This window comes from Nonomuraea sp. NPDC023979 (assembly GCF_040639085.1).
GTDB lineage: Bacteria > Actinomycetota > Actinomycetes > Streptosporangiales > Streptosporangiaceae > Nonomuraea > Nonomuraea ceibae.
In genome coordinates this window covers 81,788-104,541 of record NZ_JBEZZG010000007.1, presented here as the reverse complement: position 1 = coordinate 104,541, position 22,754 = coordinate 81,788, and the positions used below count along the sequence as shown (strand labels likewise).

At 74.1% G+C, this 22,754-nt stretch carries 23 protein-coding genes; 13 read left to right on the top strand and 10 right to left on the bottom strand.

The window, feature by feature from the left end:
* Positions 1–52: 52 nt before the first annotated feature.
* The 3 genes from AB0G11_RS15655 to AB0G11_RS15645 are packed head-to-tail and all read left to right on the top strand — an operon-like array spanning position 53 to position 4,591.
* A complete protein-coding gene (locus AB0G11_RS15655; RefSeq protein WP_219510814.1) occupies positions 53–1,249 on the top strand; it encodes an MFS transporter in 1,197 nt (398 codons plus the stop codon).
* Positions 1,250–1,292: 43 nt separating this feature from the next.
* On the top strand, positions 1,293–2,765 hold the full coding sequence (locus AB0G11_RS15650) for a BTAD domain-containing putative transcriptional regulator (RefSeq protein WP_219510817.1): 1,473 nt from the start codon (positions 1,293–1,295) through the stop codon (positions 2,763–2,765).
* Positions 2,766–2,818: 53 nt separating this feature from the next.
* Positions 2,819–4,591, top strand: coding sequence for an NAD+ synthase (locus AB0G11_RS15645; RefSeq protein WP_219510820.1), 1,773 nt, complete (start codon positions 2,819–2,821; stop codon positions 4,589–4,591).
* A gap of 27 nt (positions 4,592–4,618) precedes the next feature.
* On the opposite strand, the gene AB0G11_RS15640 is transcribed toward AB0G11_RS15645, so the two are convergent.
* From AB0G11_RS15640 to AB0G11_RS15630, 3 genes are all read right to left on the bottom strand, one after another.
* On the bottom strand, positions 4,619–5,230 hold the full coding sequence (locus AB0G11_RS15640) for a TetR/AcrR family transcriptional regulator (RefSeq protein ID WP_357586423.1): 612 nt from the start codon (positions 5,228–5,230) through the stop codon (positions 4,619–4,621).
* 7 nt (positions 5,231–5,237) lie between these two features.
* Positions 5,238–6,788, bottom strand: a complete 1,551-nt coding sequence (locus AB0G11_RS15635; RefSeq protein ID WP_219510825.1) for an MFS transporter — start codon at positions 6,786–6,788, stop codon at positions 5,238–5,240.
* Positions 6,789–6,879: 91 nt separating this feature from the next.
* The gene (locus AB0G11_RS15630) at positions 6,880–8,133 is read right to left on the bottom strand and encodes an MFS transporter (RefSeq protein WP_219510827.1); all 1,254 of its coding nucleotides are present in this window, start codon (positions 8,131–8,133) and stop codon (positions 6,880–6,882) included.
* A 135-nt stretch (positions 8,134–8,268) separates the two neighbouring features.
* On the opposite strand from AB0G11_RS15630, the gene panB reads away from it, so the two are divergent.
* The gene (panB, locus tag AB0G11_RS15625; protein WP_357586421.1) at positions 8,269–9,096 is read left to right on the top strand and encodes a 3-methyl-2-oxobutanoate hydroxymethyltransferase; all 828 of its coding nucleotides are present in this window, start codon (positions 8,269–8,271) and stop codon (positions 9,094–9,096) included.
* Positions 9,097–9,183: 87 nt separating this feature from the next.
* Here panB and AB0G11_RS15620 read toward each other — a convergent pair whose 3' ends face one another.
* From AB0G11_RS15620 to AB0G11_RS15610, 3 genes are read right to left on the bottom strand one after another with little or no spacing between them, the layout of a single operon-like run.
* On the bottom strand, positions 9,184–10,104 hold the full coding sequence (locus AB0G11_RS15620; RefSeq protein ID WP_357586419.1) for a threonine/serine dehydratase: 921 nt from the start codon (positions 10,102–10,104) through the stop codon (positions 9,184–9,186).
* Positions 10,104–10,400: a metalloregulator ArsR/SmtB family transcription factor gene (locus AB0G11_RS15615; RefSeq protein WP_308126043.1), complete on the bottom strand. Its 297-nt coding sequence runs from the start codon at positions 10,398–10,400 to the stop codon at positions 10,104–10,106. The genes AB0G11_RS15620 and AB0G11_RS15615 overlap by 1 nt, the downstream gene beginning before the upstream one ends.
* 27 nt (positions 10,401–10,427) lie before the next feature.
* Positions 10,428–11,600 carry an aminotransferase class I/II-fold pyridoxal phosphate-dependent enzyme gene (locus AB0G11_RS15610; RefSeq protein WP_219510832.1) on the bottom strand — a complete coding sequence of 391 codons (1,173 nt, stop codon included), beginning with the start codon at positions 11,598–11,600 and terminating at the stop codon, positions 10,428–10,430.
* 60 nt (positions 11,601–11,660) lie between these two features.
* Between AB0G11_RS15610 and AB0G11_RS15605 the strand changes: the two genes are divergently transcribed.
* Genes AB0G11_RS15605 through AB0G11_RS15580 form a run of 6 tightly spaced genes read left to right on the top strand, consistent with a single transcriptional unit; the run spans position 11,661 to position 17,442 of the window.
* The gene (locus AB0G11_RS15605; protein ID WP_357586417.1) at positions 11,661–13,199 is read left to right on the top strand and encodes a PLP-dependent aminotransferase family protein; all 1,539 of its coding nucleotides are present in this window, start codon (positions 11,661–11,663) and stop codon (positions 13,197–13,199) included.
* A 55-nt stretch (positions 13,200–13,254) separates the two neighbouring features.
* Positions 13,255–13,953 carry an alpha/beta hydrolase gene (locus AB0G11_RS15600; RefSeq protein ID WP_219510837.1) on the top strand — a complete coding sequence of 233 codons (699 nt, stop codon included), beginning with the start codon at positions 13,255–13,257 and terminating at the stop codon, positions 13,951–13,953.
* A 45-nt stretch (positions 13,954–13,998) separates the two neighbouring features.
* Positions 13,999–14,886, top strand: a complete 888-nt coding sequence (locus tag AB0G11_RS15595) for an ABC transporter ATP-binding protein (protein ID WP_357586415.1) — start codon at positions 13,999–14,001, stop codon at positions 14,884–14,886.
* A complete protein-coding gene (locus AB0G11_RS15590) occupies positions 14,883–15,593 on the top strand; it encodes an ABC transporter permease (RefSeq protein ID WP_219510840.1) in 711 nt (236 codons plus the stop codon). The genes AB0G11_RS15595 and AB0G11_RS15590 overlap by 4 nt, the downstream gene beginning before the upstream one ends.
* A gap of 8 nt (positions 15,594–15,601) precedes the next feature.
* On the top strand, positions 15,602–16,840 hold the full coding sequence (locus AB0G11_RS15585; protein ID WP_357586413.1) for a histidine kinase: 1,239 nt from the start codon (positions 15,602–15,604) through the stop codon (positions 16,838–16,840).
* Positions 16,837–17,442, top strand: coding sequence for a response regulator transcription factor (locus AB0G11_RS15580; RefSeq protein ID WP_219510847.1), 606 nt, complete (start codon positions 16,837–16,839; stop codon positions 17,440–17,442). Before AB0G11_RS15585 ends, AB0G11_RS15580 begins: the two co-directional genes overlap by 4 nt.
* Before the next feature lie 6 nt (positions 17,443–17,448).
* On the opposite strand, the gene npdG is transcribed toward AB0G11_RS15580, so the two are convergent.
* Complete coding sequence (gene npdG / locus AB0G11_RS15575; protein WP_219510850.1) at positions 17,449–18,102, bottom strand: NADPH-dependent F420 reductase; 654 nt, start codon at positions 18,100–18,102, stop codon at positions 17,449–17,451.
* A gap of 94 nt (positions 18,103–18,196) precedes the next feature.
* A complete protein-coding gene (locus AB0G11_RS15570; RefSeq protein WP_219510851.1) occupies positions 18,197–19,339 on the bottom strand; it encodes a lipase family protein in 1,143 nt (380 codons plus the stop codon).
* Between the two features lie 182 nt (positions 19,340–19,521).
* Here AB0G11_RS15570 and AB0G11_RS15565 point away from each other — a divergent pair, with 182 nt between their 5' ends.
* Positions 19,522–20,100, top strand: coding sequence for a hypothetical protein (locus AB0G11_RS15565; RefSeq protein ID WP_219510853.1), 579 nt, complete (start codon positions 19,522–19,524; stop codon positions 20,098–20,100).
* A 517-nt stretch (positions 20,101–20,617) separates the two neighbouring features.
* On the opposite strand, the gene AB0G11_RS15560 is transcribed toward AB0G11_RS15565, so the two are convergent.
* Positions 20,618–21,568 carry a LysR family transcriptional regulator gene (locus AB0G11_RS15560; RefSeq protein ID WP_219510854.1) on the bottom strand — a complete coding sequence of 317 codons (951 nt, stop codon included), beginning with the start codon at positions 21,566–21,568 and terminating at the stop codon, positions 20,618–20,620.
* 73 nt (positions 21,569–21,641) lie between these two features.
* Between AB0G11_RS15560 and AB0G11_RS15555 the strand changes: the two genes are divergently transcribed.
* Positions 21,642–21,920 carry a hypothetical protein gene (locus AB0G11_RS15555; protein WP_219510856.1) on the top strand — a complete coding sequence of 93 codons (279 nt, stop codon included), beginning with the start codon at positions 21,642–21,644 and terminating at the stop codon, positions 21,918–21,920.
* On the top strand, positions 21,917–22,558 hold the full coding sequence (locus AB0G11_RS15550) for a cyclase family protein (protein WP_219510858.1): 642 nt from the start codon (positions 21,917–21,919) through the stop codon (positions 22,556–22,558). The genes AB0G11_RS15555 and AB0G11_RS15550 overlap by 4 nt, the downstream gene beginning before the upstream one ends.
* Here the strand turns inward: AB0G11_RS15550 and AB0G11_RS15545 are convergent.
* Positions 22,555–22,731, bottom strand: coding sequence for a hypothetical protein (locus AB0G11_RS15545; protein ID WP_219510860.1), 177 nt, complete (start codon positions 22,729–22,731; stop codon positions 22,555–22,557). The genes AB0G11_RS15550 and AB0G11_RS15545 overlap by 4 nt on opposite strands.
* Between the last annotated feature and the right edge of the window lie 23 nt (positions 22,732–22,754).

Below are 22,754 nucleotides of genomic sequence, written 5' to 3'. Positions count from 1 at the left end.
GTGTGCGCTAAATCGTTCGCCCCACCAAATCCCCCAATATCACTCTTAGCGGGTGAATAGCACGACTGTCGAGAAGCCGTCCTTCCTGCGTTCGCAGCTCGGCGGGCTGCCCCGCCCGTTCTGGGCCCTGTGGGGCGGCACTCTGGTGAACCGCCTCGGCACCATGGTGATGCCGTTCACCGGCGTCTACCTGACCCAGGCGCGCGGCCTGTCGCTGGCCGCCGCCGGGATGGTGATGGCGGTGTTCGGCGCCGGGTCGCTGGTGTCGCAGCTCCTGGCGGGGGTGCTCGCCGACCGGATCGGCCGCCGGGCGACGCTGGCGGGCGGCATGCTGGCCACCGCCGTGATGATGCTGTCGCTCGGCTACAGCACGACGCTGCCCGCGATCCTGGCCTCGATGTTCGTGCTCGGCCTGGTCGTCGACGCCTACCGGCCGGCCTCCAACGCGCTGGTCGCCGACCTGGTCTCGCCGGTCGAGCGGCCGCGCGCGTACGGGCTGCTGTTCTGGGCGATCAACCTGGGCTACTCGGTCGGGATGACGGCGGGCGGGTGGCTGGCGCAGCTCGGGTTCCACTGGCTGTTCTGGGTGGACGCGGTGGGCTGCGTGGCGTTCGCGGTGCTGGTCTGGCGGGCGATCCCGGAGACCCGGCCGGCCGAGCGGGAGTCGTCGGGCGGGTTCGGGATGGTGCTGCGCGACCGGCTGATGGTCGCGTTCACGCTGGTGACGCTCGGCAACGCGCTGGTCTACGCGCAGACGTACACCACGCTGCCGATGGCCATGACCGAGCTGACCGGGCTCACCACCGGGCAGTTCGGGCTGGCCATGGCGCTCAACGGGGTGCTCATCGTGATCGTGCAGCCACTGGTGTCGGGCTGGCTGGGCCGGCTCGACCCGGCCAGGACGCTGGCGCTGGGGCTGGCGGTGATGGGCGTCGGGTTCGCGCTGACGGCGTTCGTCACGACCACCTTCTGGCTGGCGGTGACGATCGTGGTGTGGACGGCGGGCGAGATCGTGACGGCGGGCATCGCGGGCGCGATCGTGGCCCGGCTGGCCCCCGCCCATCTGCGCGGGCGCTACTCGGGACTGTTCGGGTTCGCCTGGTCGGCTGCGGCCGTGCTGGCGCCGCTGCTGGGGAGCTGGCTGCTGGAGGCCGGCGGGCAGGCGGCGCTGTGGTTCACGGTCGGCGGCATCGGCCTGGTCTCGGCCGTCGCGATGCTGGCGCTCGGGCCCGCGATCCGCCGCCGCTGACCGCTGTACCGGGGCCGCCGGTGGCCCTACGCTTGCGCCTACCATGCTGACCTTCACCGCCTTGGGGCCGTTCCGGGCCTGGATCGGTCCCGACCCCCTCGACCTGGGCGGGCAGCGGCAGCGGGCGGTGCTCGCGCGCCTGCTCGTCGCCGGCGGCCGCGCCGTGCCCGTGAGCACGCTCATCGACGAGCTGTGGCCCGCCGGGCCGCCCGCGCAGGCGCTGTCGACCATCCAGGGCTACGTCTCCCGCCTGCGCCGCGCGCTCGAACCCGGCCGGGCTCCCCGGGAGGAGGCCGCCGTGCTGGTGTCGGCGCCGCCCGGCTACGCCCTGCGCGCCGGGCAGGACCAGGTCGACGCGTGGCGGTTCGAGGCGCTGGCCAGGACCGAGGGCACCGCCGCCGAGGTGTGGGCGGCCCTCGACACGGCGCTGGCGCTGTGGCGCGGACCGGCGCTGGCCGAGTTCGGCGAGCTGCTGTGGGCGGTGACGGAGGCGGCCCGCCTGGAGGAGCTGCGGCTGACCGCCGTGGAGCGGCGCGCCGCCGCCGGGCTGGCGCTCGGCCGCGCCACCGCGCTGGTGCCCGACCTGGAGGCGCACGCCGCCGCCTGCCCGCTGCGCGAGGAGCCGTGGCGGCTGCTCGCGCTGGCCCTCTACCGCACCGGCCGCCAGGGCGACGCGCTGGCAGCGCTGCGCCGCGCCCGCGCGCTGTGGCGCGACGAGCTGGGCCTCGACCTCACGGCCGGGCTCAAGCGCCTGGAGGGCGACATCCTCGCCCAGCGCCTCGACGCCCCCGCCCCGCAGCCCGCCGCCTTCACGCCCCCCGCCGCCGCCTTACCCTCCGGGAGCGCCGGCCGGCCGTTGCGGGTGCTGGTGGCCGACGACCAGGCCCTCGTACGGACGGGCCTGCGGGTGATGCTGTCCGCCGAGCCCGGGCTGGAGTTCGCCGGCGAGGCCACCGACGGCGAGCGGGCGATCGCCGCGGTCCGCGAGGCCGCCCCGGACGTGGTGCTGCTCGACATCCAGATGCCGCACCTCGACGGCCTGGCCGCGGCCCGCCGCATCCTCGCCGACCCGGACCCGCCCAAGGTCATCATGATGACCACGTTCGGCAGCGACGAGAACCTCTACGCCGCGCTGCGCGCCGGGGTGAGCGGCTTCGTCCTGAAGACCTCGCCGCCCGAGCAGCTCGTGGCGGCGATCCGCGCCGCGTCGGCGGGCGACGCGCTCATCGACCCGGCGGTCACGACGCGGCTCATCGCGGGCTTCGCCGGCCGCGCCGACCCGGGCTCGCCGCCCGCGCTGGCTGGGCTGTCCGACTCCCGGCTCGACGTGCTGCGACTGGTGGCGCGCGGCCTGACGAACGCGCAGATCGCCCAGACGCTCGCGCTGCCCGAGGAGGAGGCCGCGGCGTCGGTGCGGGCGCTGCTGGCGCATCTGGGGCTGTCGCAGCGGGCGCAGCTCGTGGTGGCCGCCTACGAGTCGGGCCTGGTGACTCCCGGCACGACCGTCCCGCGATGACCGACTTTTCGTCGCTTGGACGATAAAAACGGGGCCGTACTAGGCTGGTGCCCGTGGCACAACTGCGCATTGCCTTGGCACAGACCAACCCGACCGTCGGCGATCTGGCGGGCAACGCCGACAAGCTCGTCGCGTGGACCCGCGACGCCGCCGACCGCGGTGCTCACCTGGCCGTGTTCACCGAGATGTTCCTCACCGGCTATCCCGCCGAGGACCTGGTGCTGCGGACGTCCTTCGTGGACGCGAGCATCGCCGCCCTCGAAGCGGTGGCGGTCAGGCTGGCCGAGGAGGGGCTGGGCGAGCTGCCGGTGGTCGTCGGCTACGTCGACCGCGCCGGCCTGGAGCCCCGGCTCGGCCGCCCGAAGGGCGCCCCGCTCGACGCGGCCGCCCTGCTCCACCGGGGCCGCGTCGTCACCCGCACGGCCAAGCACCACCTGCCCAACTACGGCGTGTTCGACGAATACCGCTACTTCGTGCGCGGCGACCGGCTGCCGATCTTCCGGCTGCACGGGGTCGACGTGGCGATCGCGGTGTGCGAGGACCTGTGGCAGGAGGGCGGCCCGGTCGCCGTCGTGGGCGAAGCGGGCGCGGGCCTGCTCGTCGTGCCCAACGCCTCGCCGTACGAGAAGGAGAAGGACGACGTACGCCTGGAGCTGTGCGCCCGCAGGGCGCGCGAGGCCGGGTGCGCGCTCGTCTACGTCAACCAGGTCGGCGGCCAGGACGAGCTGGTCTTCGACGGCGACTCGCTGGTGGTCGGCGACGCGGGCGAGCTGGTGGCGCGGGCTGCCCAGTTCCGCGAGGAGCTGCTGATCGCCGACCTCGACCTGCCGGTCTCCTCGGCCGAGCCCGGCACGTTCCCGTACGACGCGGGCGACGGCACGGCGATCACCGTGGAGCGGCTGGTGCTCTCCCAGGACCCGGTCGAGCCGTACGAGCCCGAGCCCCCGTCGATCGCCGAGCCGCTCGGCACGCACGCCGAGGTCTATTCGGCGCTGGTGCTCGCGGTGCGCGACTACGTGGCCAAGAACGGCTTCCGTTCGGTCATCCTGGGCCTGTCCGGCGGCATCGACTCGGCGCTGACCGCGACGATCGCCGCCGACGCGATCGGCCCCGACCGGGTCAACGTGGTGCTCATGCCCTCGCGCTACTCCTCCGAGCACTCGCTGGCCGACGCCGAGGAGCTGGTGCGGCGGCAGGGGCTGCGCTCGCAGGTGGTGCCCATCGCCGAGATCGTCAACTCCTTCGAGAAGGAGATCGACCTGTCCGGCCTGGCCGCCGAGAACCTCCAGGCCAGGGTGCGCGGCATGATCCTCATGGGCCTGTCGAACGAGCACGGCCACCTGGTGCTGACCACCGGCAACAAGAGCGAGCTGGCGACCGGCTACTCGACCCTCTACGGCGATTCGGCCGGCGGGTTCGCGCCGATCAAGGACGTGCCGAAACTGATGGTGTGGGAGCTGGCCCGCTGGCGCAACGAGCACACCGACCCGGGCTTCCTGCTGGAGGCGGAGCGGCCCGTGCCGGAGAACTCCATCACCAAGGAGCCCAGCGCCGAGCTGCGGCCCGACCAGCGCGACACCGACTCGCTGCCGCCCTACGAGGTGCTGGACCGGCTGCTGGACGACTACGTGGAGAAGGACCTGGGCTCGCGCGAGCTCATCGCCGCCGGGCACGACCCGGCGCTGGTGGAGCGGGTGATCCGGCTGGTGGACCTGGCCGAGTACAAGCGGCGGCAGTATCCGCCCGGCCCCAAGATCACGCCGAAGAACTTCGGCCGCGACCGCAGGCTGCCCATCACCAACCGGTGGCGCGAGGCCGCGCCCTGACGGACCGGCCCCGGCCGCCGCGAGGGTTCAGGGCCGGGGCAGCAGGCCGGCGAGGACCCGGTCGACGACCCGCTCGGCCAGGTCGGCCGGGAGGTCGCCGGCGGGGCCCCACTTGGTGTACCAGACCATGGCGCCCGACAGCAGCGCCATGCCGACCTCCACGTCGAGGTCCGGGTCCAGCTCGCCGGTGGCGACGCCGCGCGCCAGCACGTCCTCCATGGCCCGCCGGCGCGGCTCGACCGCCCGCTTGAAGAAGCGCTCGGTCAGGCGCGGGTGCCGGTCGGCCTCGCCCATCACGACGTTCATGATGCAGCGGGAGCGCGTCGAGCGGCCGCCCTCCAGCCGGATCACGTCGACCAGCGCGATCAGGTCGTCGCGCACCGACAGACCGGCCAGCGGCGGCAGCGGCGCCTTCAGCGTGGCGAGGGCGTCGACGACCAGGTCCTCCTTGTTGGACCACCGCCGGTAGATCGTCGTCTTGCCGACGCCTGCCCGCGCGGCGATCGCCTCGATGGACAGCTCGGAGATCCCCATGCCGTCGGCTATCAGGTCGAGGGTCGCCTCGACGATCGCCTTCTCGGCCTTCTCGCTGCGTGGGCGGCCCGCTGGGCGGGTCGTCACCGGTTCCCGGATGGTCATCGAGGCCTCACACTACCGCTGGTTCCTTCTGCTCCGCCTGCTGCGCCGGCCGGGGCTTTCCCGGCATCCAGCGTGCCACGACGGCGATGCCCACCAGGCCGATGGCCGCCGACACCCACGCCGTGGTGTGCATGCCGTGGACGAAGGCGTCGAAAGCGGGCTGCAGCAGGGCCTGGCCGCGCTCGCCGAGCGACCGGGCGACCTCGACGGTCGCCATGACCGACTCGCCACCGGCGTGCTGGACGTCGGCGGGCAGCCCGGCCAGCGCGGGCGCGATCTCGCCCCGGTAGCTGGAGGACAGGACGGAGCCGAGCACGGCCACGCCGAGCGCGCCCGCGACCTGCCGGACGGTGTTGCTCATGGCCGAGCCGACGCCGGCCTTCTCCCGGGGCAGCGACTCCATGATCGCGGTGGTGGCGGGCGGCATGACGTTGGCCATCGCCGCGCCCTGCACGAAGAACACCGCCTCGATGAGCACGATCGGCGTGTTCTGATCGAAGAAGGCGTAGGAGGCCAGCGCCAGCGTGACCACGGTCAGGCTGACCGTCGCCGAGAGCTTGGCCCCGAACCGCTGGGTGATCCGCTGGCTGAGCGGCGCGAAGATGAGCTGCGCCGCGGCGAACGGGATCATCAGCGCCCCCGCCTGCACCGGGCTGTAGTCCAGCACGATCTGCAGGTAGAAGGTCAGGAAGAACATCCCGCCCATCATCGCGAAGAAGACGATGCCCATCATGCCGATGGCCGAGCTGAACCGGACGTTGCCGAAGCTGCGCACGTCGAAGACCGGGTTGTCGATGCGCCGCTCCCACCAGACGAACACGGCGAGCACCGCCAGGCCGGCCAGGGTGGGCACGAGAACCTCGGCCGAGGCGATCGTGGCCAGCTCGCCGCCCCGGATGATGCCGTAGACGACGGCCACCAGGCCGACGATCGACAGCAGCACGCCGACCGGGTCGAGCCTGGACGGCTTGGGGTCACGCGACTCGGGCACGACGGTGGCGATGAGCACGAGGCTGATGAGCACGATCGGCACGTTGATCAGGAAGACCGAGCCCCACCAGAAGTGCTCGATGAGCAGCCCGCCGGTGATGGGGCCGACCGCCACGGCGAGGCCGACGCCGCCGGCCCAGAAGCCGATGGCCTTGCCGCGCTCGCCGGGCGGGAAGACGTTGGAGATGATGGCCAGCGTGGCGGGCATGATGGCCGCGCCGCCGATGCCCATCGCCGCCCTGGCCATGATGAGCTGCGTGGGGTCCTGGGCGTAGGCGCTGGCCAGTGACGACAGGCCGAACAGCACCATGCCGACGAACAGCATGCGCTTGCGCCCGGTGCGGTCACCGATCACGCCGAAGGTGAACAGGAGCCCGGCGAACACCAGCGTGTAGGAGTTGATCGCCCATTCCAGCTCGCTCTGCGTCGCCCCCAGCCCCGCCACCGGGTCGGCGATGGTCTTCATCGCCACGTTGAGGATCGTGTTGTCGATCACGACCGCCAGCAGGCTGAACACCAGCACGCCGAGGATGGCCCAGCGGCGTGGGTGTCCTGTGTTCTCGTCCATCAAAGGGAAGCCTTAATTTCGATACGGCAATGTTTCGCTACGCCACCGTATCGCAAGGCATTCCGATACGCAACGGTATCGTTTCGTTAGCTCAGGCGGGCAGCTCGTCCGGCACCGTCTCCGAGGCCTCGTCCGGGCGCTCCGCCGCGGTGCCGCCCTTGCCGCCGCCCTCGTCGCCCCGGCTCGCGCCGCCTCGCCAGAACGGCAGCGCCACCAGCACCATCAGCACCGCGGCCAGCCCCGCCACCGCGAACGCCCAGGCCGAGCCGTGCGCGTCGATGACCGCGCCCGCGATGGGCGCAGACGCCGCGCCGCCGATGAGCAGGGCGGTGCCGTGCAGCCCCATCGCCTCACCCCTGGCCGCCGCCGGCACCCAGCGGGTCATGGTCTCGACCGTGGACGACAGCGATGGCGCGCACAGCAGACCGGCGGGCAGCAGCGCCAGCACCAGCCACCACCAGCCGCCCGAGACCAGCCCCACCGGGACGGTCAGCAGCCCCATGCCGCCGATGAGCACCAGCGGCGAGAACCCGCGCGACAGCCCGCCGTAGACGAACCCGCCGATCAGCGAGTAGAGGCACCAGATGCCGACCGCCAGCCCGATCCACTCGGTCTGGCCCGCGCCCTCGATGCTGCCGACCAGGGCCAGCTCGCTGGCGGTGAGCACGAACGTGGCGGCGGCCGTGGTGCCGAGCAGCGCGGCCAGCCGGGGCGTGAGCCACTGGCGGCGCGGCACCTTGACGACCGCCTCCGCCAGCTCCGCCTCCGACCTGACCGGCGGGTTGAGCACGATCAGCGCCAGCCCCGAGCCCGTCAGGCCCACGGCGATGACGGCCAGCGTCGGCCCGCTGCCGAAGGCGGTCATGCCGAACACCGCCAGCGCGGGCCCGGCCATGTAGGACAGCTCGACGAACATCGAGTCGAGCGAGAAGGCCACCCGGCGCTGGTCCAGCGGCACCATGGCGGCCATGCACTGCCGGATCACGCTGAACACCGGCAGCCCCAGCAGCCCGGCCAGGGCCGCCGCGGGGATCAGCGCCGGATAGGGCAGCGAGGGCGCCGCCGCCCAGAACGCGGCCTGCGCGGCCGTGGTGACGATCAGCACGGGACGGAGCCCGTACTTGTCGACGAACCTTCCCGACAGCGGCGAGCCGAGGGCCATGCCCACGGTGCTCGCCATCGTGACCACGCCGGCCTGGGTGTAGCCGAGCCCGAGGCCCTTGACGACATGCAGCGTCAGGGCCATGCCCGTCGCCGTCGAGGGCACCCTGGCCAGCAGGCCGACCAGGAGCAGAACGCCCACACCGGGCAGCCGGAACAGGCGCCGGTAAGGTTCGATAGCCATGGTGATTGCTTACCTCCCGAGCCATTGTGTCAAGGAGCACCGACACTTTCGCCACCGGTTTGTTCCGCGTGACATCATCGGGAGGAGTCCGGGGACGCCACCGGGGCGCCTCGAGACGTTTCTGGAGGCTGACCCATGTCTTCACCGTCCCTCTACGGCGGCGTCACCGGCCGCCGTGTCACCGTCCGCGACCTCGCCGCCGCCAAGCAGCGCGGAGAGCGGTGGCCCATGGTCACCGCCTACGACGCGATGACCGCCCGCGTGTTCGACCGCGCGGGCATCCCCGTCCTGCTCGTGGGCGACTCGGCCGCGATGGTCGTGTACGGGCACGACTCGACCCTGCCGGTCACCGTCGACGAGCTGCTGCCGCTGACCGCGGCCGTGGTGCGCGGCTCGTCCCGCGCGCTCGTCGTGGCCGACCTGCCGTTCGGCTCCTACCAGTCCTCGCCCGCGCAGGCGCTGGAGACGGCGGCCCGCTTCATGAAGGAGGCGGGCGCGCACGCCGTCAAGCTGGAGGGCGGCCGCCGCGTGCTGCCCCAGGTCGAGGCGCTGACCGGGGCCGGCGTGCCGGTCATGGCGCACCTCGGGCTGACGCCGCAGTCGGTCGGCACGCTCGGCGGCTACCGAATCCAGGGGCGCGGCCAGGCCGGCGACGAGCTGATGGCCGACGCCAAGGACCTGGCCAGGGCCGGGGCGTTCGCGCTCGTGCTGGAGTGCGTGCCCGCCGACCTGGCCGAACGGGTGACCACGTCGCTGGCAATCCCCGTGATCGGCATCGGCGCGGGCCCCGCCACGGACGCCCAGGTGCTCGTCTGGCAGGACCTCATGGGGCTGACGCCCGAGCCGGCGCGGTTCGTCAAGCGCTACGCCGACCTGGACGCCGACCTGGAACGGGCGGTGCGGGAGTTCGCCGGCGACGTCGCCTCCGGCGCCTTCCCCGCCGCCGAGCACACCTACCGCTAGCGTCCCTGCCCGGCCGTCGTCCCGGGAGGGACGCGCGCGTTCGCACGGCGCCGCCGGCGGGACGGGGTCACGCCCGTCCCGGCCCGCTCAGAGGGTGGCCGGGTCGGTGTTGGAGCCGCACACCAGCACCGCGACCCGCTCGCCCGGCGCGGGCTCGTACGCGCCCGACAGCAGGGCGGCGTACGCGGTGGCACCCGCGTGCTCGGCGACCACGCGGTGCTCGGCCCACAGCGTGTGGCGGGCTGCCACGATGGCCTCGTCGCTGACGAGCACGCTCCGCGCGCCCGCCCCGGCCAGGATGCCGTAGGCGAGCTCGCCCAGGCGGCTGGCGCCCAGCGCGTCGGCCGCCACCCCGCTCACCTCGACCGGGACCGGCCGCCCGGCCGCCAGCGCGGCATGGAAGGTGGGGATGCGCTCGGGCTCCACGGCCACGATCCGCGGCCCCTCACCACCCGCCGCGCCGGCGCCGACGGTTATGCCGGCGGCGAAGCCGCCGCCGCCCACCGCCACCAGGACGGTGTCGACGCCGCCGGTCTGGGCCATGAGCTCCAGCCCGGCGGTGCCCTGCCCGGCGACTACCTCGGGCTGGTCGTAGGCGTGCACGGGCAGCGCGCCCGTCTCGGCGGCGCGCTTGGCGGCGGCCTCGGCCGCCTCCGCGTAGATGGCGCCGGTCTGCGTGATCTCCGCGCCGAGCGCGCGCAGCCCGGCGACCTTGACCGCGCTCGTCACCTCCGGCACGAAGATCTCCGCCCGGACGCCGAGCGCGCGGGCGGCATAGGCGACGGCGAGCCCGTGGTTGCCGCCGCTGGCCGCGATCACCCCGCTGTCCGGCACCTCCCCGGCCGACAGCAGCCGGTTGAACGCGCCCCGCACCTTGAACGACCCGGAGTGCTGGAGCAGCTCCAGCTTGAGGATCAGGCCGGGCGACACCTCGAGGACCGGGGTGCGCAGCACGTGCCCGCCGATGCGCCCGGCGGCGGCCACCACGTCCTCGTACGACACCGGCATCACAGTTCCTCCACGATCGTCCGTTTGAGCTGTGCCATCCGCTCCTCGTCGCGCCGGTAGAACACCCACTGCCCGATGCGCCTGCCGCGGATGAGCCCGGCACGCTCCAGGATCTTCAGGTGCCCGGTGGCGCTCGGCTGGGTCATGTCCAGCTTGTTCGCGATGAACTGCGCGCACACCCCGTCGTCCACGAGGTCGCCGTGGACCTGGGGCGGGAAGTGTGCGACCGGGTCCTTGAGCCAGCTCAGGATGAGCAGCCTCGGTTCGCTGGCGAGCGCGCGCAGATCGGACAGCACTTAGGCATTTTCCTAAATGCCTAAGCGCTATGTCAAAGCCTGCTCGATGTCGGCCCAGAGGTCCTCCGGGTGCTCGATGCCGACGGCGATCCGTACCGTGCCCTCGCCGATCCCGTGGCGTGCCAGCTCCTCGGCGGGCAGCGCACGGTGGGAGGTGGTGGCCGGGTGCAGGACGAGCGTCTCGACGCCGCCCAGCGACGGGGCCAGCAGCGCGAGCCGTACCGAGCGCATGAACCGCTCCCCCGCGGCCCGCCCGCCGGTCAGGTCGAAGGCCAGCACGCCGCCGAAGTCGGGCAGCAGCTTGCCCGCCAGCTCGTACGACGGGTGCGAGGGCAGGCCGGGCCAGTGCACGGCGGCCACGGCGGGGTGCTCGGCGAGCCGGGTCGCCAGCAGCCGGGTGTTGGCGCAGTGCCGTTCCATGCGCAGGGCGAGCGTCTGCAGGCCGCGCAGCGTCAGCCAGGCCGCGAACGGGTCGGCCGACGCGCCGAGCTCGATGGCGAAGTGCCACGTCTTCCGGTGCAGGGCGTCGTCGGCGAACACCGCGAGGCCGCCGACGACGTCGGTGTGCCCGGACAGGTACTTGGTCGTGGAGTGCAGGACGATGTCGGCGCCGTGCTCGATCGGGCGGCACAGCATGGGCGTGGCGAAGGTGTTGTCCACGGCGACCGGGACGCCGAGCTCGCGGGCCGCCGCGCACATGCCGGGCAGGTCGGCGACGCGGCCCATCGGGTTGGCGATCGTCTCCAGGTAGACGAGCCTGGTCTCGGGCCGCACCGCCGCGCGCAGGGCGTCGGGGTCGTTCTCGGGGACGAAGCCGACCTCGATCCCGAACCTGGCCGCCAGCTCGTTGATCATCGCCGCGGTGCCGCCGTACAGGGCCTGCTGGGCGATCAGGTGGTCGCCGGGCTTGAGCAGGCCGAGCAGGACGGTGCTGATCGCGCCCATGCCGGAGCCGGTGGCGATCGCGGCGGCGCCGCCCTCCAGGTCGGCGACCGCCTCCTCCAGGGAGCGGACGGTCGGGTTGCCGTAGCGGCCGTAGACGAACGAGCCGTCGGGGCGGCTCATCGCGTCGGCCATGACCGCGGGGTCGTCGAAGACGAATCCGGACGTCTGGTACAGGGGGACGGCGATCGGGCGGCTGCCCTCGACCGGGGGCTGGGGCAGGTGGACCGCTCGGGTTTCGGGGCGGTATGCGCTCATGACGGTAAGCGTCTCCGGAAATGCCGTGGTAAGTCAGGGCCAATCTGACAAAATTGGTTCATGAATGGGGCCAATCTCGATGATCTCGTCGACCTGCTGGGCCGGTGGGCGTCCGGGCGCGGGCCGCTCTACCTTCTGCTGGCCGCCCGGCTGCGGGCCCTCGTCGACGACGGCGTGCTGGCCCCGGGCGAGACGCTGCCGCCCGACCGGGCGCTGGCCGCGCGGCTCGCGGTCGGCCGGGGCACCGTGGTGGCCGCCTACGACCTGCTCCAGCAGGAGGGCCGGGTGGTGCGCCGGCAGGGCAGCGGCACCCGGGTCGCCCCGCTCGACCTGTCCGCCGCCCGCTCGCTGGACGGCGTGCCCGCCAACCCGCTGCTCATGCACATCCTGCATCCGCCGGACGGCGTGGCGCTGCTGACCTGCGCCGCCCCCGACGAGCCGCCGCCCGAGCTGGCCGAGGCGTACGCGGAGGCCGCCGCCGCCCTGTCCGGCGTGCGCGACCTGGGCTACCAGCCCGCCGGGAACGCGACGCTGCGCCAGGCCGTGGCCGACTACTACACCGGCCGGGGACTGCCCACCACCCCGCACGAGATCGTCGTGACGAACGGCGCGCAGCAGGCGCTCACCCTGCTCGCGGGGCTGCTGCTGACGCCGGGCGACACGGTCCTGACGGGCTCGCCGACGTACCCGGGCGCGCTGGAGGTCTTCCGCCACGCCGCCGCCGTCGTCCGCCCGGCCCGCCTCGACCCCGCCCTCGATCCGGCCCTCGATCCGGCCCTCGATCCCGCCCGCCCGGATCCTGGCGCGGCCTCCGTGCCGGACGTGGCCGCCGCGATGAGGGACCGGCCCGCCCTGGTGTACGCGGTGCCGACGGCGAGCAACCCGACCGGTTCGGTGATGCCCGCCGGGGCGCGGCGGCGGCTCGCCGAGCTGGCCGCCCGGCATGACGTGCCGCTGATCGACGACGAGGTGTGCGCGGAGCTCTGCTTCACCGGCGAGACCCCGCCGCCCCTCGCCGCGTACTCCCCGGGCTCCCCCGGCTCGCGCGGCTTCCCCGGCTCGCGCGGCGAGCAGGTGATCACGATCGCGTCGCTGTCGAAGGTGGTGTGGGGCGGGCTGCGGATCGGCTGGATCCGCGCCCCCGCCGCGCTGGCGTCGCGGCTGTCGCGGCTGCGCGCCGTGCACGACCTCGGCGGCGAGGTGATGGGCCAGCTCGCCGCCGCCGCGCTGCTGCGCCGCCTCGACGGCATCCGGCGGGCGCGCGTGGCGGAGCTGCGCGCCCGCCACGACCACCTCCGCGCCGAGCTGCGCGCCCTGTTGCCGTCGTGGTCGTTCGAGCCCGCCGCGGGCGGCCAGACGATCTGGGTACGGCTGCCGCGCGGCGACGCCGACTCCTTCGCCCAGGTCGCGCTCAGGCACGGGGTCGCGGTGCCGCCGGGCCGCTCCTTCGACCCGCTCGGCGGCCACCCCCGTCACCTGCGGCTGCACTTCCTCTTCCCGGAGGAGGAGCTGTCCCGGGCGGTGCGCGCGCTGGCCGCCGCCTGGGACGCCTACGACGGCACGGCCAGGCCCGCCGCCCGGCAGCCGCTCGTCGTCTGATCGCCGGTAGCTGACACGCCGCCGCCGGGCGGGCCGGGTGCGGCAAGGTGAGCACATGACGTTCGTGCTCGTACACAGCCCCAGCGTGGGACCGTCCACCTGGGCCCCCGTGGCGGCGGCGCTGGAGCGCCGGGGCCACACCGCCGTCGTGCCCGACCTGACCGGGGTGACGGCCGGCCCCGCGCCCTACTGGCCGCGCGTCGTCGCCGCCGTGCGCGACGCGGTCCAGGAGGCCGCGCCCGGCGGCGGGCCGCTCGTGCTGGCCGCGCACAGCAACGCCGGCCTGTTCGTGCCGGTGATCAAGGAGGGGCTGGGCGAGCGGGTGGTGGCGTGCGTGTTCGCCGACGCCCACCTGCCGCCGCCGCGCGGCCTGGTGCGCCCCGGGCAGGACGACTTCCTGCCGTTCCTGCGCGAGCTGGCCGGGGACGACGGGCTGCTGCCGCGCTGGACCGACTGGTGGGGCGAGCAGGACGTCGCCCCCATGTTCCCGCCCGACGCGGCGGCGCGGGCCCGGGTGGAGGCCGAGCAGCCGCGCCTCCCGCTCGCCTTCTACACCGACCCCGTCCCGGTGCCCGCCGGGTGGGACGCCGTCCGCTGCTCCTGCCTCTGGTACGGGCCGCCGTACGACACCGTGGCCGACGACGCGCGCCGGCGCGGCTGGCCGGTGCTGCACGCGCCCGGCCTGCACCTGCACCAGCTCGTCGACCCCGAGGGGGTGACCGCCGCCCTGCTGAAGCTCTCGCGCAGGTCGTGAATTCCTCACTGCCGCCGCGGCGCCGGCTCCGGAAGAGTCGTCCGCATGACAGCGATTCAGGTGCGGGGGCTCGGCAAGAGCTACGGCGGCTTCCCGGCCGTGCGTGACGTCTCGTTCGAGGTGTCCCAGGGAGAGATCTTCGCGCTGCTCGGCAGGAACGGCTCCGGCAAGACCACGACCGTCGAGCTGCTGACCGGGCTGCGCCGGCCCGACGCCGGGACGGTGCGGGTGCACGGCCTCGACCCGGTGGCCGACCGGGCGGCCGTGCGGCAGCGCACGGGCGTCATGCTCCAGGAGGCGGGGTTCTTCCCCGACCTGACGGTGGCGCAGACCGTCGACACGTGGCGCGGCTTCACCGCCGCGCCCCGGCCCGGCGGGGAGGCGCTGGAGCTGGCGGGGCTGTCGGCCAAGGCGGGCACCCGGGTGCGGCAGCTGTCCGGCGGCGAGAAGCGGCGGCTCGACCTGGCGCTCGCCCTGCTCGGCCGCCCCGACGTGCTCTTCCTCGACGAGCCGACCACCGGCATGGACCCCGAGGGCCGCCGCGACACCTGGCAGGTGATCCGCGAGCTCGCCGGGCGCGGCACCACCGTCCTGCTGACCACCCACTACCTGGAGGAGGCGCAGCGGCTCGCCTCGTCCCTGGCCGTCATGGACGCGGGCCGGATCGTCGCCTCGGGCGGCATGGCCGAGACGCTGGCCGCGCGGGGCGGCCGGGTCGCGTTCCGGCTGCCCGACGGGGTGGACCCGGAGAGCCTGCCGCTGCCCGTCACCCGCGAAGGCGACCTGGCCGTGTGCCGCGCCGACGACCCTGACCTGGCGGCGCAGACGCTGCTGACCTGGGCCGCCGGGCGCGGCCTGCGGCTGGCCGGCCTGGAGGTCCGCGCCGCCACCCTCGAAGACCTCTTCCTCGACCTGCCCGGGAGCGTTCGATGACCCTCGCCGCCGCCTACAACCTCGGCACCCGGCTGTTCTGGCGGGACAAGGCCATGCTCTTCGCCTCCGTCGTCACGCCCGTCGGGCTGGCCGTCGGCATGCCGGTGCTCATGCGCAACGTGACCTCCGAGGGCGTGACCGCCGCCACCGAGATCTTCCAGGGCACGCTGGCGATCCTGCTGTCGATCACCACGTTCATGAACATCGCCGTCGCCCTTACCGGCCGGCGCGACCAGCTCGTGCTCAAGCGGCTGCGCACCAGCAGGCTGACCGACGCGCAGATCCTGGCCGGGCAGATCGCCAGCACGGTCACGCAGACCGTGGCGCTCGTCGCGCTGTCCACGGTCGCGGTGCGGGTGCTGGCCGACGTTCCGTTCCCGCCCGACCCGGTGCTGTACGCGGCCGCCGTGGTGCTCGGGTCGGCCGTGATGGCCGTGCTCGGCGCCGCCTACACCGCCGCGATCCCCCGTGCCGAGCTGGCCGCCGCGTACACCATGCCGGTGTTCCTGCTCGCCGCGGTGGGCGCGGGCGCGATGCCGATCCCGCTGCCGGGCTGGGCCGGCACGCTGCTCGGGCTGCTGCCGACGAGCGCCGTGGTCGACGCCGTCGCCCGGGGGGACGTGCTGGCGCCCGCGCTCAACCTGGCCGCCTGGGGGGCCGCCGGGCTGGTCGCGCTGCGGTGGTTCAGGTGGGAGCCTCGGCGATAATCGTGGCCGTGACGTCCTCCCCGGCCTCCTCCGCCGTCTCCTCCGCGTCCTCCGCGTCCTCCGCACGACGGCTGGCGAGCGGCCTGCTGATCGCCGTGTCCGTGGCCTACTCGATCATCGGGCTGCTCTACTTCCTCACCGGCACGCTGGCGAACGGGCTCGTGGCCAGCGCCGCGATGGCGGGCGTCGTCGGGCTGAACCACGTCAACATGCGGGCCGCCCTGCGCGGCGCGCGGCCGCCGCTGTTCCCGCTCACCGTGCTGCTGCAGGCGGTGGTCACCTACGTGCCCGACTACCTGCTGCCCGCGGGCTACTCTGCGGTGGCCGCGCCGATGCTCGCCGGCGCCGCGCTGGTGTTCCTGCCCCTGGGCTGGGGCGCCGCGACGGTCGGCCTCATGATGGCCTACATGTGGGCCGGGCTCTTCCAGGTTCTTCCGCCCGTCGTCATGCTCTTCTACCTGATGACCGTCCCCATCACCGGCGCGCTCAGCTACGCCCTCGTCCGGTTCGTCCGGGTGTCGGCCGACCTGGAGGAGGCCAGGGCCGAGCTGGCCGAGGCGGCCGTGCTCAAGGAACGGCTGCGCATCTCCCGCGACCTGCACGACGGGCTGGGCCACAGCCTCACCGCGATCGCGCTCAAGGGCGACCTGGCCGCGCGCCTGATCCCCCGCGACCCCTCCGCCGCCCACGGCGAGGTCACCGCGCTCGTCAAGGTGGCCAGGGAGGCGGCCCAGGACGTCCGCCAGGTGGCGCGCGGCTACCGCAGGCTGTCGCTCACCGGCGAGGTCGACCGCGCCGTGGCGCTGCTGGAGTCGTCCGGCGTGAGCTGCCAGGCGCACCTGGCCGACGCGCCGCTGCCCCGGCACGCCGACGAGGCGCTCGCCTGGGCCGTCCGCGAGGCCGCCACGAACGTCCTGCGCCACACCCGCGCCACCACCTGCACGATCACCACCTCCGCCCACGCCGGCCGGCTCCGCCTGGAAGTGGCCAACGACGGCGTCACCCCGCCCGCCACCCCGCCCGCCACCATGTCCGCCACCCCGCCCGCCACCATGTCCGCCACCCTGCCCGCCGCCATGTCCGGCGGGTACGCGCATCCGGTCCCCGGAGACGCGGCCGTCACGGAGCCGCCCGCCGGGGGCGGGCTCGTCGGGCTGGCGGAGCGGGTGGAGCAGGCGGGCGGCACGTTGCACGCGGCGCGGTCGGGCCCCGACGGGTTCCTGCTGGCGCTGGAGGTGCCGGCGTGATCCGGGTGCTGCTGGCCGAGGACATGCACATGATCCGCGCCGCCCTCACGGCGCTGCTGCGGCTGGAGCCGGACCTCGAGGTGGCCGCCGAGGTCACGCGCGGCGACGAGATCGTGCCCGCCGCCCTGCGGACGCGCCCCGACGTGGCGATCGTCGACATCGACCTGCCGGGCGTCGACGGCATCACCGCCGCCGCCGAGCTGCGCGAACGCCTCCCGTCGTGCCGGATCCTGGTGCTGACCGCGCTGGGCCAGCCGGGCCAGGTGCGGCGCGCGCTGGCCGCCGGCATCGAGGCGTTCCTGGTCAAGGACGCGCCCGGCGACCGGCTGGCCGACGCCGTCAGGCGCACCGCCGCCGGGCTGCGCGTGCTGGACGCGGAGCTGGTGTCGTCGGCGATGGAGTACGGCGAGAGCCCGCTCACACCGCGCGAGGCGACGGTGCTGAAGGAGGCGGCCAGGGGCGCCCCCGCCGAGGAGATCGCCGCCCGCCTGCACCTGTCGCCGGGCACCGTGCGCAACTACCTGACGGGCGCGATCACGAAGACCGGCGCCCGCAACAAGATCGACGCCATCCGCATCGCCGAGGACGCCGGCTGGCTGTGACCGCCGTCAGATGTCGGTGATCCGCACGCCGGCGTGCGCCTTGTAGCGGCGGTTCACCGAGATGAGGTTGGCGGTCAGCGCCTCGACCTGGTGGGCGTTGCGCAGCCGCCCGCCGTAGACGCCGCGCACCCCCGGGATGACCCCGGCCAGGGCCTGCACGGTGTCGGTGGCCTCCCGGTCGTCGCCGAGCACCAGCACGTCGAGGTCCACCTCGTCCACCGCCGGGTCCAGGAGCACGACGGCCGACACGTGGTGGAACGCGGCCACCACCCGGCTGCCGGGCAGCACCGCCGCCGCCTGCTGCGCCGCGCTGCCCTCGGCCACGGGCAGTGCGTAGGCGCCCTGCTTGTCGAACCCGAGCGGGTTCACGCAGTCCACGACGATCTTCCCGGCCAGCTCGGCGGTCAGCGATTCGAGCAGCGCCTTGTGCCCGTCGTACGGGACGGCCACGATCACGATGTCGGCGCCGGCGGCCACGTCGGCGTTGGCGCCGCCGGTCGCGCCGGAGCCGATGGACTCGGCCGCCTCCCGCGCCCGTTCGGCGCTGCGCGACCCGATCGCCACCTGGAGCCCCGCCAGCGCGAACCGGCGCGCCAGCCCCTTCCCCTGGTCACCGGTGCCGCCGAGGATGCCGATGGAAAGCCCGCTCACGTCAGTCATAGGCTCGATCATGCCAGCCCGGCAGGTCAGCGCGTCCCTCCGGGGCCGCCGCTGCCCACCGGGCCCGGGGATGGCGGGCCCGGAGGGGTGGCGGTCAGCAGTTGCCCGACGCGGGCAGCCCGTACAGGCGCAGGGCCAGCCACTCGATCGCGAGCGGCCCGCCCTGGACGGCGCCGAGCACGTGGCTGGAGGCCGACAGCGACGCCCAGCGGACGTTCGCGCCGGCGGCGCAGTACTCGTCGCGCAGGGTCGCGCCGACCGCGTGCGGGATCGTCTCGTCGCCGCGCGCGTGATAGAGGAACAGCGGCACCCTCGGCGTGGCCGAGCCGAGCCGGTTCTCGGCGAGGCGGGCCAGCCACTTGGGCTGGTTCAGCAGGTCGACGGGGCTCAGGTCGGCGAAGCTCAGCCCGGCGAGCTCGTCCAGGTCGCCCACGCAGTCGTCGGCGGCGTCGGCCAGCAGCGCGCGGCCCCGCTCGTTGAGGTCGGCCTCCAGGTCGAGCTCCGGGTAGGCGGCGTCGAGCCCGACGCCGGCCGCCGCGGCCAGGCCGAAGTCGGCGGTGCCGTCGAGGTGGTCGGCCACAGCGTGCAGGTCGGCGGGCACGCCGCCCGCGGCGACGCCCTTGAGCCGCAGCTCCGGCGCGTACGAGGCGTGCAGCTCGGCGGCCCAGCCGGCCGTGGCGCCGCCCTGCGAGTAGCCCATGACCGCCACCGGCGCGCGGTCGGACAGCCCCGCGCCGGGCACGCGCGTCGCGGCCCTGATCGCGTCGAGCACGGCGTGGCCCTGGGAGACGCCCGCCATGTACGTGTGCTGGCCCGGCGTGCCGAGCCCCTCGTAGTCGGTCACCGCGACCGCGAAGCCCTTGAGGAGGAGCAGGCTGACGAACGCCAGCTCGGCCTCGGTGCCCTGCCGCATGGCGGCCGACGGCGCGCACTGGTCGCCCAGCCCGTGGGTGCCGGGCGCGTAGCCGACGATGGGCCGCCTGCCCAGCGGGTAGCCGGCCTTGGGCACCAGGAGCGTGCCGGAGACGGCGTTGGGCTGGCCGGTCGCGGAGGTGGAGCGGTAGACGACGTGCCAGGCGTTCACCGGCACCTTCAGCAGTTCGCCGGGCAGCAGGTAGACGGTCGTCGGCTCGGCGGAGACGACGTCCCCCGCCGACTCCGCCCGAGCCGGGGCGGCGACGAGGGACATGATCAGTAACAGGGCGATGGACATGCTGACGCGGACACGTAATCTCATGTGCCGCCCCTCCTCAGGGTGGGATCGCTCACGGGACGGCGGCGCCGCGAGCCGATCGTTACCCGGGAGTAACCACCTGTCAAGGCCCGAAATGACACCATCTGTCAGAAGATTTGCGACGCCCGAACGGCACATCCGGGAGAACGGTCACCGAAACGGCACCAGTCATGCACCATGGGTGGATGGACTCAGGATCGGTCAGCCTCCTGCGCGAGCTCCTCGCCGATACCGGCTGGGTGGAACGCACCCGCGAGCTGGGCCGCGCCCTCCGGACCACCCGCACCCCCGGCGGCCTGCTGCTCGTCGGCACCCCCGACGACGAACCCTGGCACCTGACCGCCCACCTCGCCGACGAAGCCCGCCTGTCCGACCTGCCCCAGCTCACCCCCACGCTGGTGCGCTGGTCCCCGCCCCCCGGCGCCCCGCCCCACCTCAGCGTCACCCTCGACCGCATCCAGCAGGCGGCCCGGGGCGAGACGCTGTTCGTCGTCGCCGGGCAGCAGGCGCCCGTCCCGCTCCTCGAACGCGTCGACGACGCCCGCCGCACCGGGGCCACCATCCTCGCCCTGGAGTCCGGCGACCCCGAACTGTCGAGCCTCGCCCACGACTCGCTCGCCGTCCCCGCCCGCGGGCCCGTCACCTTCGACGGCGCCCAGCACCTCGTCAGCACCGCCGCCGGCGAGATCCCCCAACGCCCCGGCCTCCGCGATCGCCTCGCCCGCCTCCTCACCCGAGTAAGCGGCCCCCACATCCCCGACTAGGGGTGTTCAGGCCCGTCCGACCGCCCGCCCCTTCGGTGGCGGCCGTCCCTTCGGGGTGCCGGGCCCTTCGGGGTGCCGGGCCCTTCGGGGTGCCGGGCCCTTCGGGGGTGGCTGACCTTCCCGTGGACGGCCGGGCCCTCCAGGATGGCCGCCCCGGAGGCAGCCAGGCGGCCCGGCTGAGGCGCGCGTACGTGCTGAGGGCCGCCCCCCTTCCCGGCGCCGGGTCGGCGAGGGGGTGGACGGCGGAGTCCGGCGCCCGCGTACGGCGGCCCGCACGGGCGCCCGCGTACGGCGACCAGCCCGTACGGGGCGGACCAGCCCCAGGACGCGGCCGGTCCGTCGGGGGCGAGCCGCCGGGGCCAGCCGACGTGGGCGGGCCGTGGGGGCGGGCCGTGGGGGATCTGGGCCTTCAAGGGGCCTGGACCCTCAGCGGCCGGCAGGCGAGGGCCGGCGGGCGCCTTCCGGGTCGCCTGAGCGCCTCAGGGGGCCGGGGCCGACGGGCAACAGCGCAGGCGGGTCAGGGGTTCTGCGGTTGGGGGAGGTGGGTGCGGAGGGTGGGGTCGAGGGCGGCGGTGGCGGTGGCGATGGCGGAGATGACGACCGCCTGGACGGGGTCGGGTTCGCCGGAGCGGGTGCGGCTGACGCGGGTGACGGCGTCGATGCGGCGGGAGCCGACGTCGCGGATGTCGGTCACCCGTACCTGGCCTTCGGGGACGTCGAGGAGGGCGAGGGTGGGGACGATGGCGACGCCGTGCCCGGCGGCGACGAGGGCGAGGGCGGGGCCGAACTCGGTGATGACGTGGAGCTTGCGCGGTTCGAAGCCGTGCAGGCCGGCGAGGCGGTCGAGGGCCTGGCCGCTGGCCTGGCCGGGTTCGCCGGTGATCCAGGGGACGTCGGCGAGGTCGGCGACGTCGCGGGGCGGGTCGGTCCAGGAGGCGGGGACGACGATGCGGTATTCGTCGACGTAGAGGGCGCGGGTGGACAGGGACGGCTGGGCGAGCACGGGCAGGCTCATGTCCTGCTCGGTGATGAGGACGTCGACGACGCCGTGCCTGAGTTCCTGGAGGGCGGGCTGGCCGTACACCTCGTGGATGGAGGGGACGATGCGGGGGTGGCGGTCGGCGAGGTCGCGCAGGGCGGGGACGAGCACGTGCGTGATCACGGTGGGGAAGGCGGCGATGCGGACGGGTCCGGCGAGGCGGTCGGTGAAGCGGGTGAGCTCGCGCCGGGCCTCGGCGAGCTCGTCCTCGACGCGTTCGGCGTATCCGGCGAGGACGCGCCCGGCGGGGGTGAGGGAGACGCGGCGCTGGGAGCGGTCGATGAGGGGGAGGCCGACTTCGCGTTCGAGCTGGGCGAGTTGCTGGGAGATCGCCGAGGGGGTGAGGTACAGCGCCTCGGCGGCCCGCATGACGCCGCCCCGGCGGGCGACCTCGTGGAGAATCCGCAGCCGTCGAGGGTCGATCTCCATAAAGGACAGCTTACGACATCATTTAGGATCTTTTATTTGCGCTTTAACCCTATAAATCCGGACAATGGCGCGCATGGATCTGCTCCTCGACGTCGTGGGCTGGATCGGCGCGGCGCTGCTGCTGACCGGCTACTACCTGGTCTCCTCGTCCCGCCTGAACGGGGACGCGGTCCCGTACCAGCTCATCAACCTGGCCGGATCCATCGGCCTGATGGTCAACAGCGCCTACTACGCCGCCTGGCCGTCGGCGGGGCTCAACCTCGTGTGGGCGGCCATCGGCATCGTCGCCCTCGTCAAGCTGGCCCGCCTCGCCGCCGCCAGAACCCCGTCGGAAGCCCAGGAGCAAGGATGATCGTCGAACTGAGCCACCGCATCACCCCCGGCCTGGTGACCTACCCCGGCATCCCCGGTCCCGAGCTGGGCGTGCACCTGTCGCGGGAGGACTCCAGGAAGGTGTACGCGCCGGGCACCGAGTTCCACATGGGCACGGTCACGCTCGTCGGCAACACGGGCACGTACGTCGACACGCCCTTCCACCGCTACGCCGACGGCCCCGACCTGGCCGCGGTCCCGCTCGACAAGCTGGCCGACCTGCCGGGCCTGGTGGTGCGCGCGGGCCAGGAACGCGAGGTGACGGTCGGCGAGGACCTGGACGTACGGGGCCGCGCGGTGCTGATCCACACCGGCTGGGACCGCCACTTCGGCACCGCCGCCTACACCCACGGCCACCCCTACCTGGCGCCGGAGTCGGCACGCAGCCTGGCCGAGCGCGGCGCGGCGCTGGTCGGCATCGACTCGCTCAACATCGACGACACCCCGCCGCACGGCGAACGGCCCGCGCACACGATCCTGCTGGCGGCGGGCATCCCCGTGGTGGAGCACCTGACGGGCCTGGGCGGGCTGCCCGCCGAGGGCTTCAGGTTTCACGCCGCCCCGCCGATGATCGCGGGCCTGGGCACCTTCCCCGTACGGGCCTACGCGGTGGTCTAGTCGTCGGCCTCGTCGGCCTCGTCCCAGGTCTTGTTGCGCTCGGCGGCGCGCTGCAGGGCGCCGGCCGCCTCCTGCTCGCTCTCGTAGGGGCCGAGCCGGTCCTTGTTGGGGCAGCCCTGGTCAGGCTCGACGCGCATGTGCTTGAGGCAGAACCACCACTGGCCATCGCTCACGTGACCAATTCTGCCCCGTAGAC

Coding starts and splice junctions, on each gene's coding strand:
- AB0G11_RS15570 (WP_219510851.1), bottom strand. CDS start 19,339: ATGAGATTACGTGTCCGCGTCAGCATGTCCATCGCCCTGTTACTGATC.
- AB0G11_RS15640 (WP_357586423.1), bottom strand. CDS start 5,230: ATGACCATCCGGGAACCGGTGACGACCCGCCCAGCGGGCCGCCCACGC.
- panB (WP_357586421.1), top strand. CDS start 8,269: ATGTCTTCACCGTCCCTCTACGGCGGCGTCACCGGCCGCCGTGTCACC.
- AB0G11_RS15595 (WP_357586415.1), top strand. CDS start 13,999: ATGACAGCGATTCAGGTGCGGGGGCTCGGCAAGAGCTACGGCGGCTTC.
- AB0G11_RS15610 (WP_219510832.1), bottom strand. CDS start 11,600: ATGAGCGCATACCGCCCCGAAACCCGAGCGGTCCACCTGCCCCAGCCC.
- AB0G11_RS15550 (WP_219510858.1), top strand. CDS start 21,917: ATGATCGTCGAACTGAGCCACCGCATCACCCCCGGCCTGGTGACCTAC.
- AB0G11_RS15555 (WP_219510856.1), top strand. CDS start 21,642: ATGGATCTGCTCCTCGACGTCGTGGGCTGGATCGGCGCGGCGCTGCTG.
- npdG (WP_219510850.1), bottom strand. CDS start 18,102: ATGACTGACGTGAGCGGGCTTTCCATCGGCATCCTCGGCGGCACCGGT.
- AB0G11_RS15635 (WP_219510825.1), bottom strand. CDS start 6,788: ATGGACGAGAACACAGGACACCCACGCCGCTGGGCCATCCTCGGCGTG.
- AB0G11_RS15590 (WP_219510840.1), top strand. CDS start 14,883: ATGACCCTCGCCGCCGCCTACAACCTCGGCACCCGGCTGTTCTGGCGG.
- AB0G11_RS15620 (WP_357586419.1), bottom strand. CDS start 10,104: ATGCCGGTGTCGTACGAGGACGTGGTGGCCGCCGCCGGGCGCATCGGC.
- AB0G11_RS15565 (WP_219510853.1), top strand. CDS start 19,522: ATGGACTCAGGATCGGTCAGCCTCCTGCGCGAGCTCCTCGCCGATACC.
- AB0G11_RS15650 (WP_219510817.1), top strand. CDS start 1,293: ATGCTGACCTTCACCGCCTTGGGGCCGTTCCGGGCCTGGATCGGTCCC.
- AB0G11_RS15560 (WP_219510854.1), bottom strand. CDS start 21,568: ATGGAGATCGACCCTCGACGGCTGCGGATTCTCCACGAGGTCGCCCGC.
- AB0G11_RS15630 (WP_219510827.1), bottom strand. CDS start 8,133: ATGGCTATCGAACCTTACCGGCGCCTGTTCCGGCTGCCCGGTGTGGGC.
- AB0G11_RS15605 (WP_357586417.1), top strand. CDS start 11,661: ATGAATGGGGCCAATCTCGATGATCTCGTCGACCTGCTGGGCCGGTGG.
- AB0G11_RS15600 (WP_219510837.1), top strand. CDS start 13,255: ATGACGTTCGTGCTCGTACACAGCCCCAGCGTGGGACCGTCCACCTGG.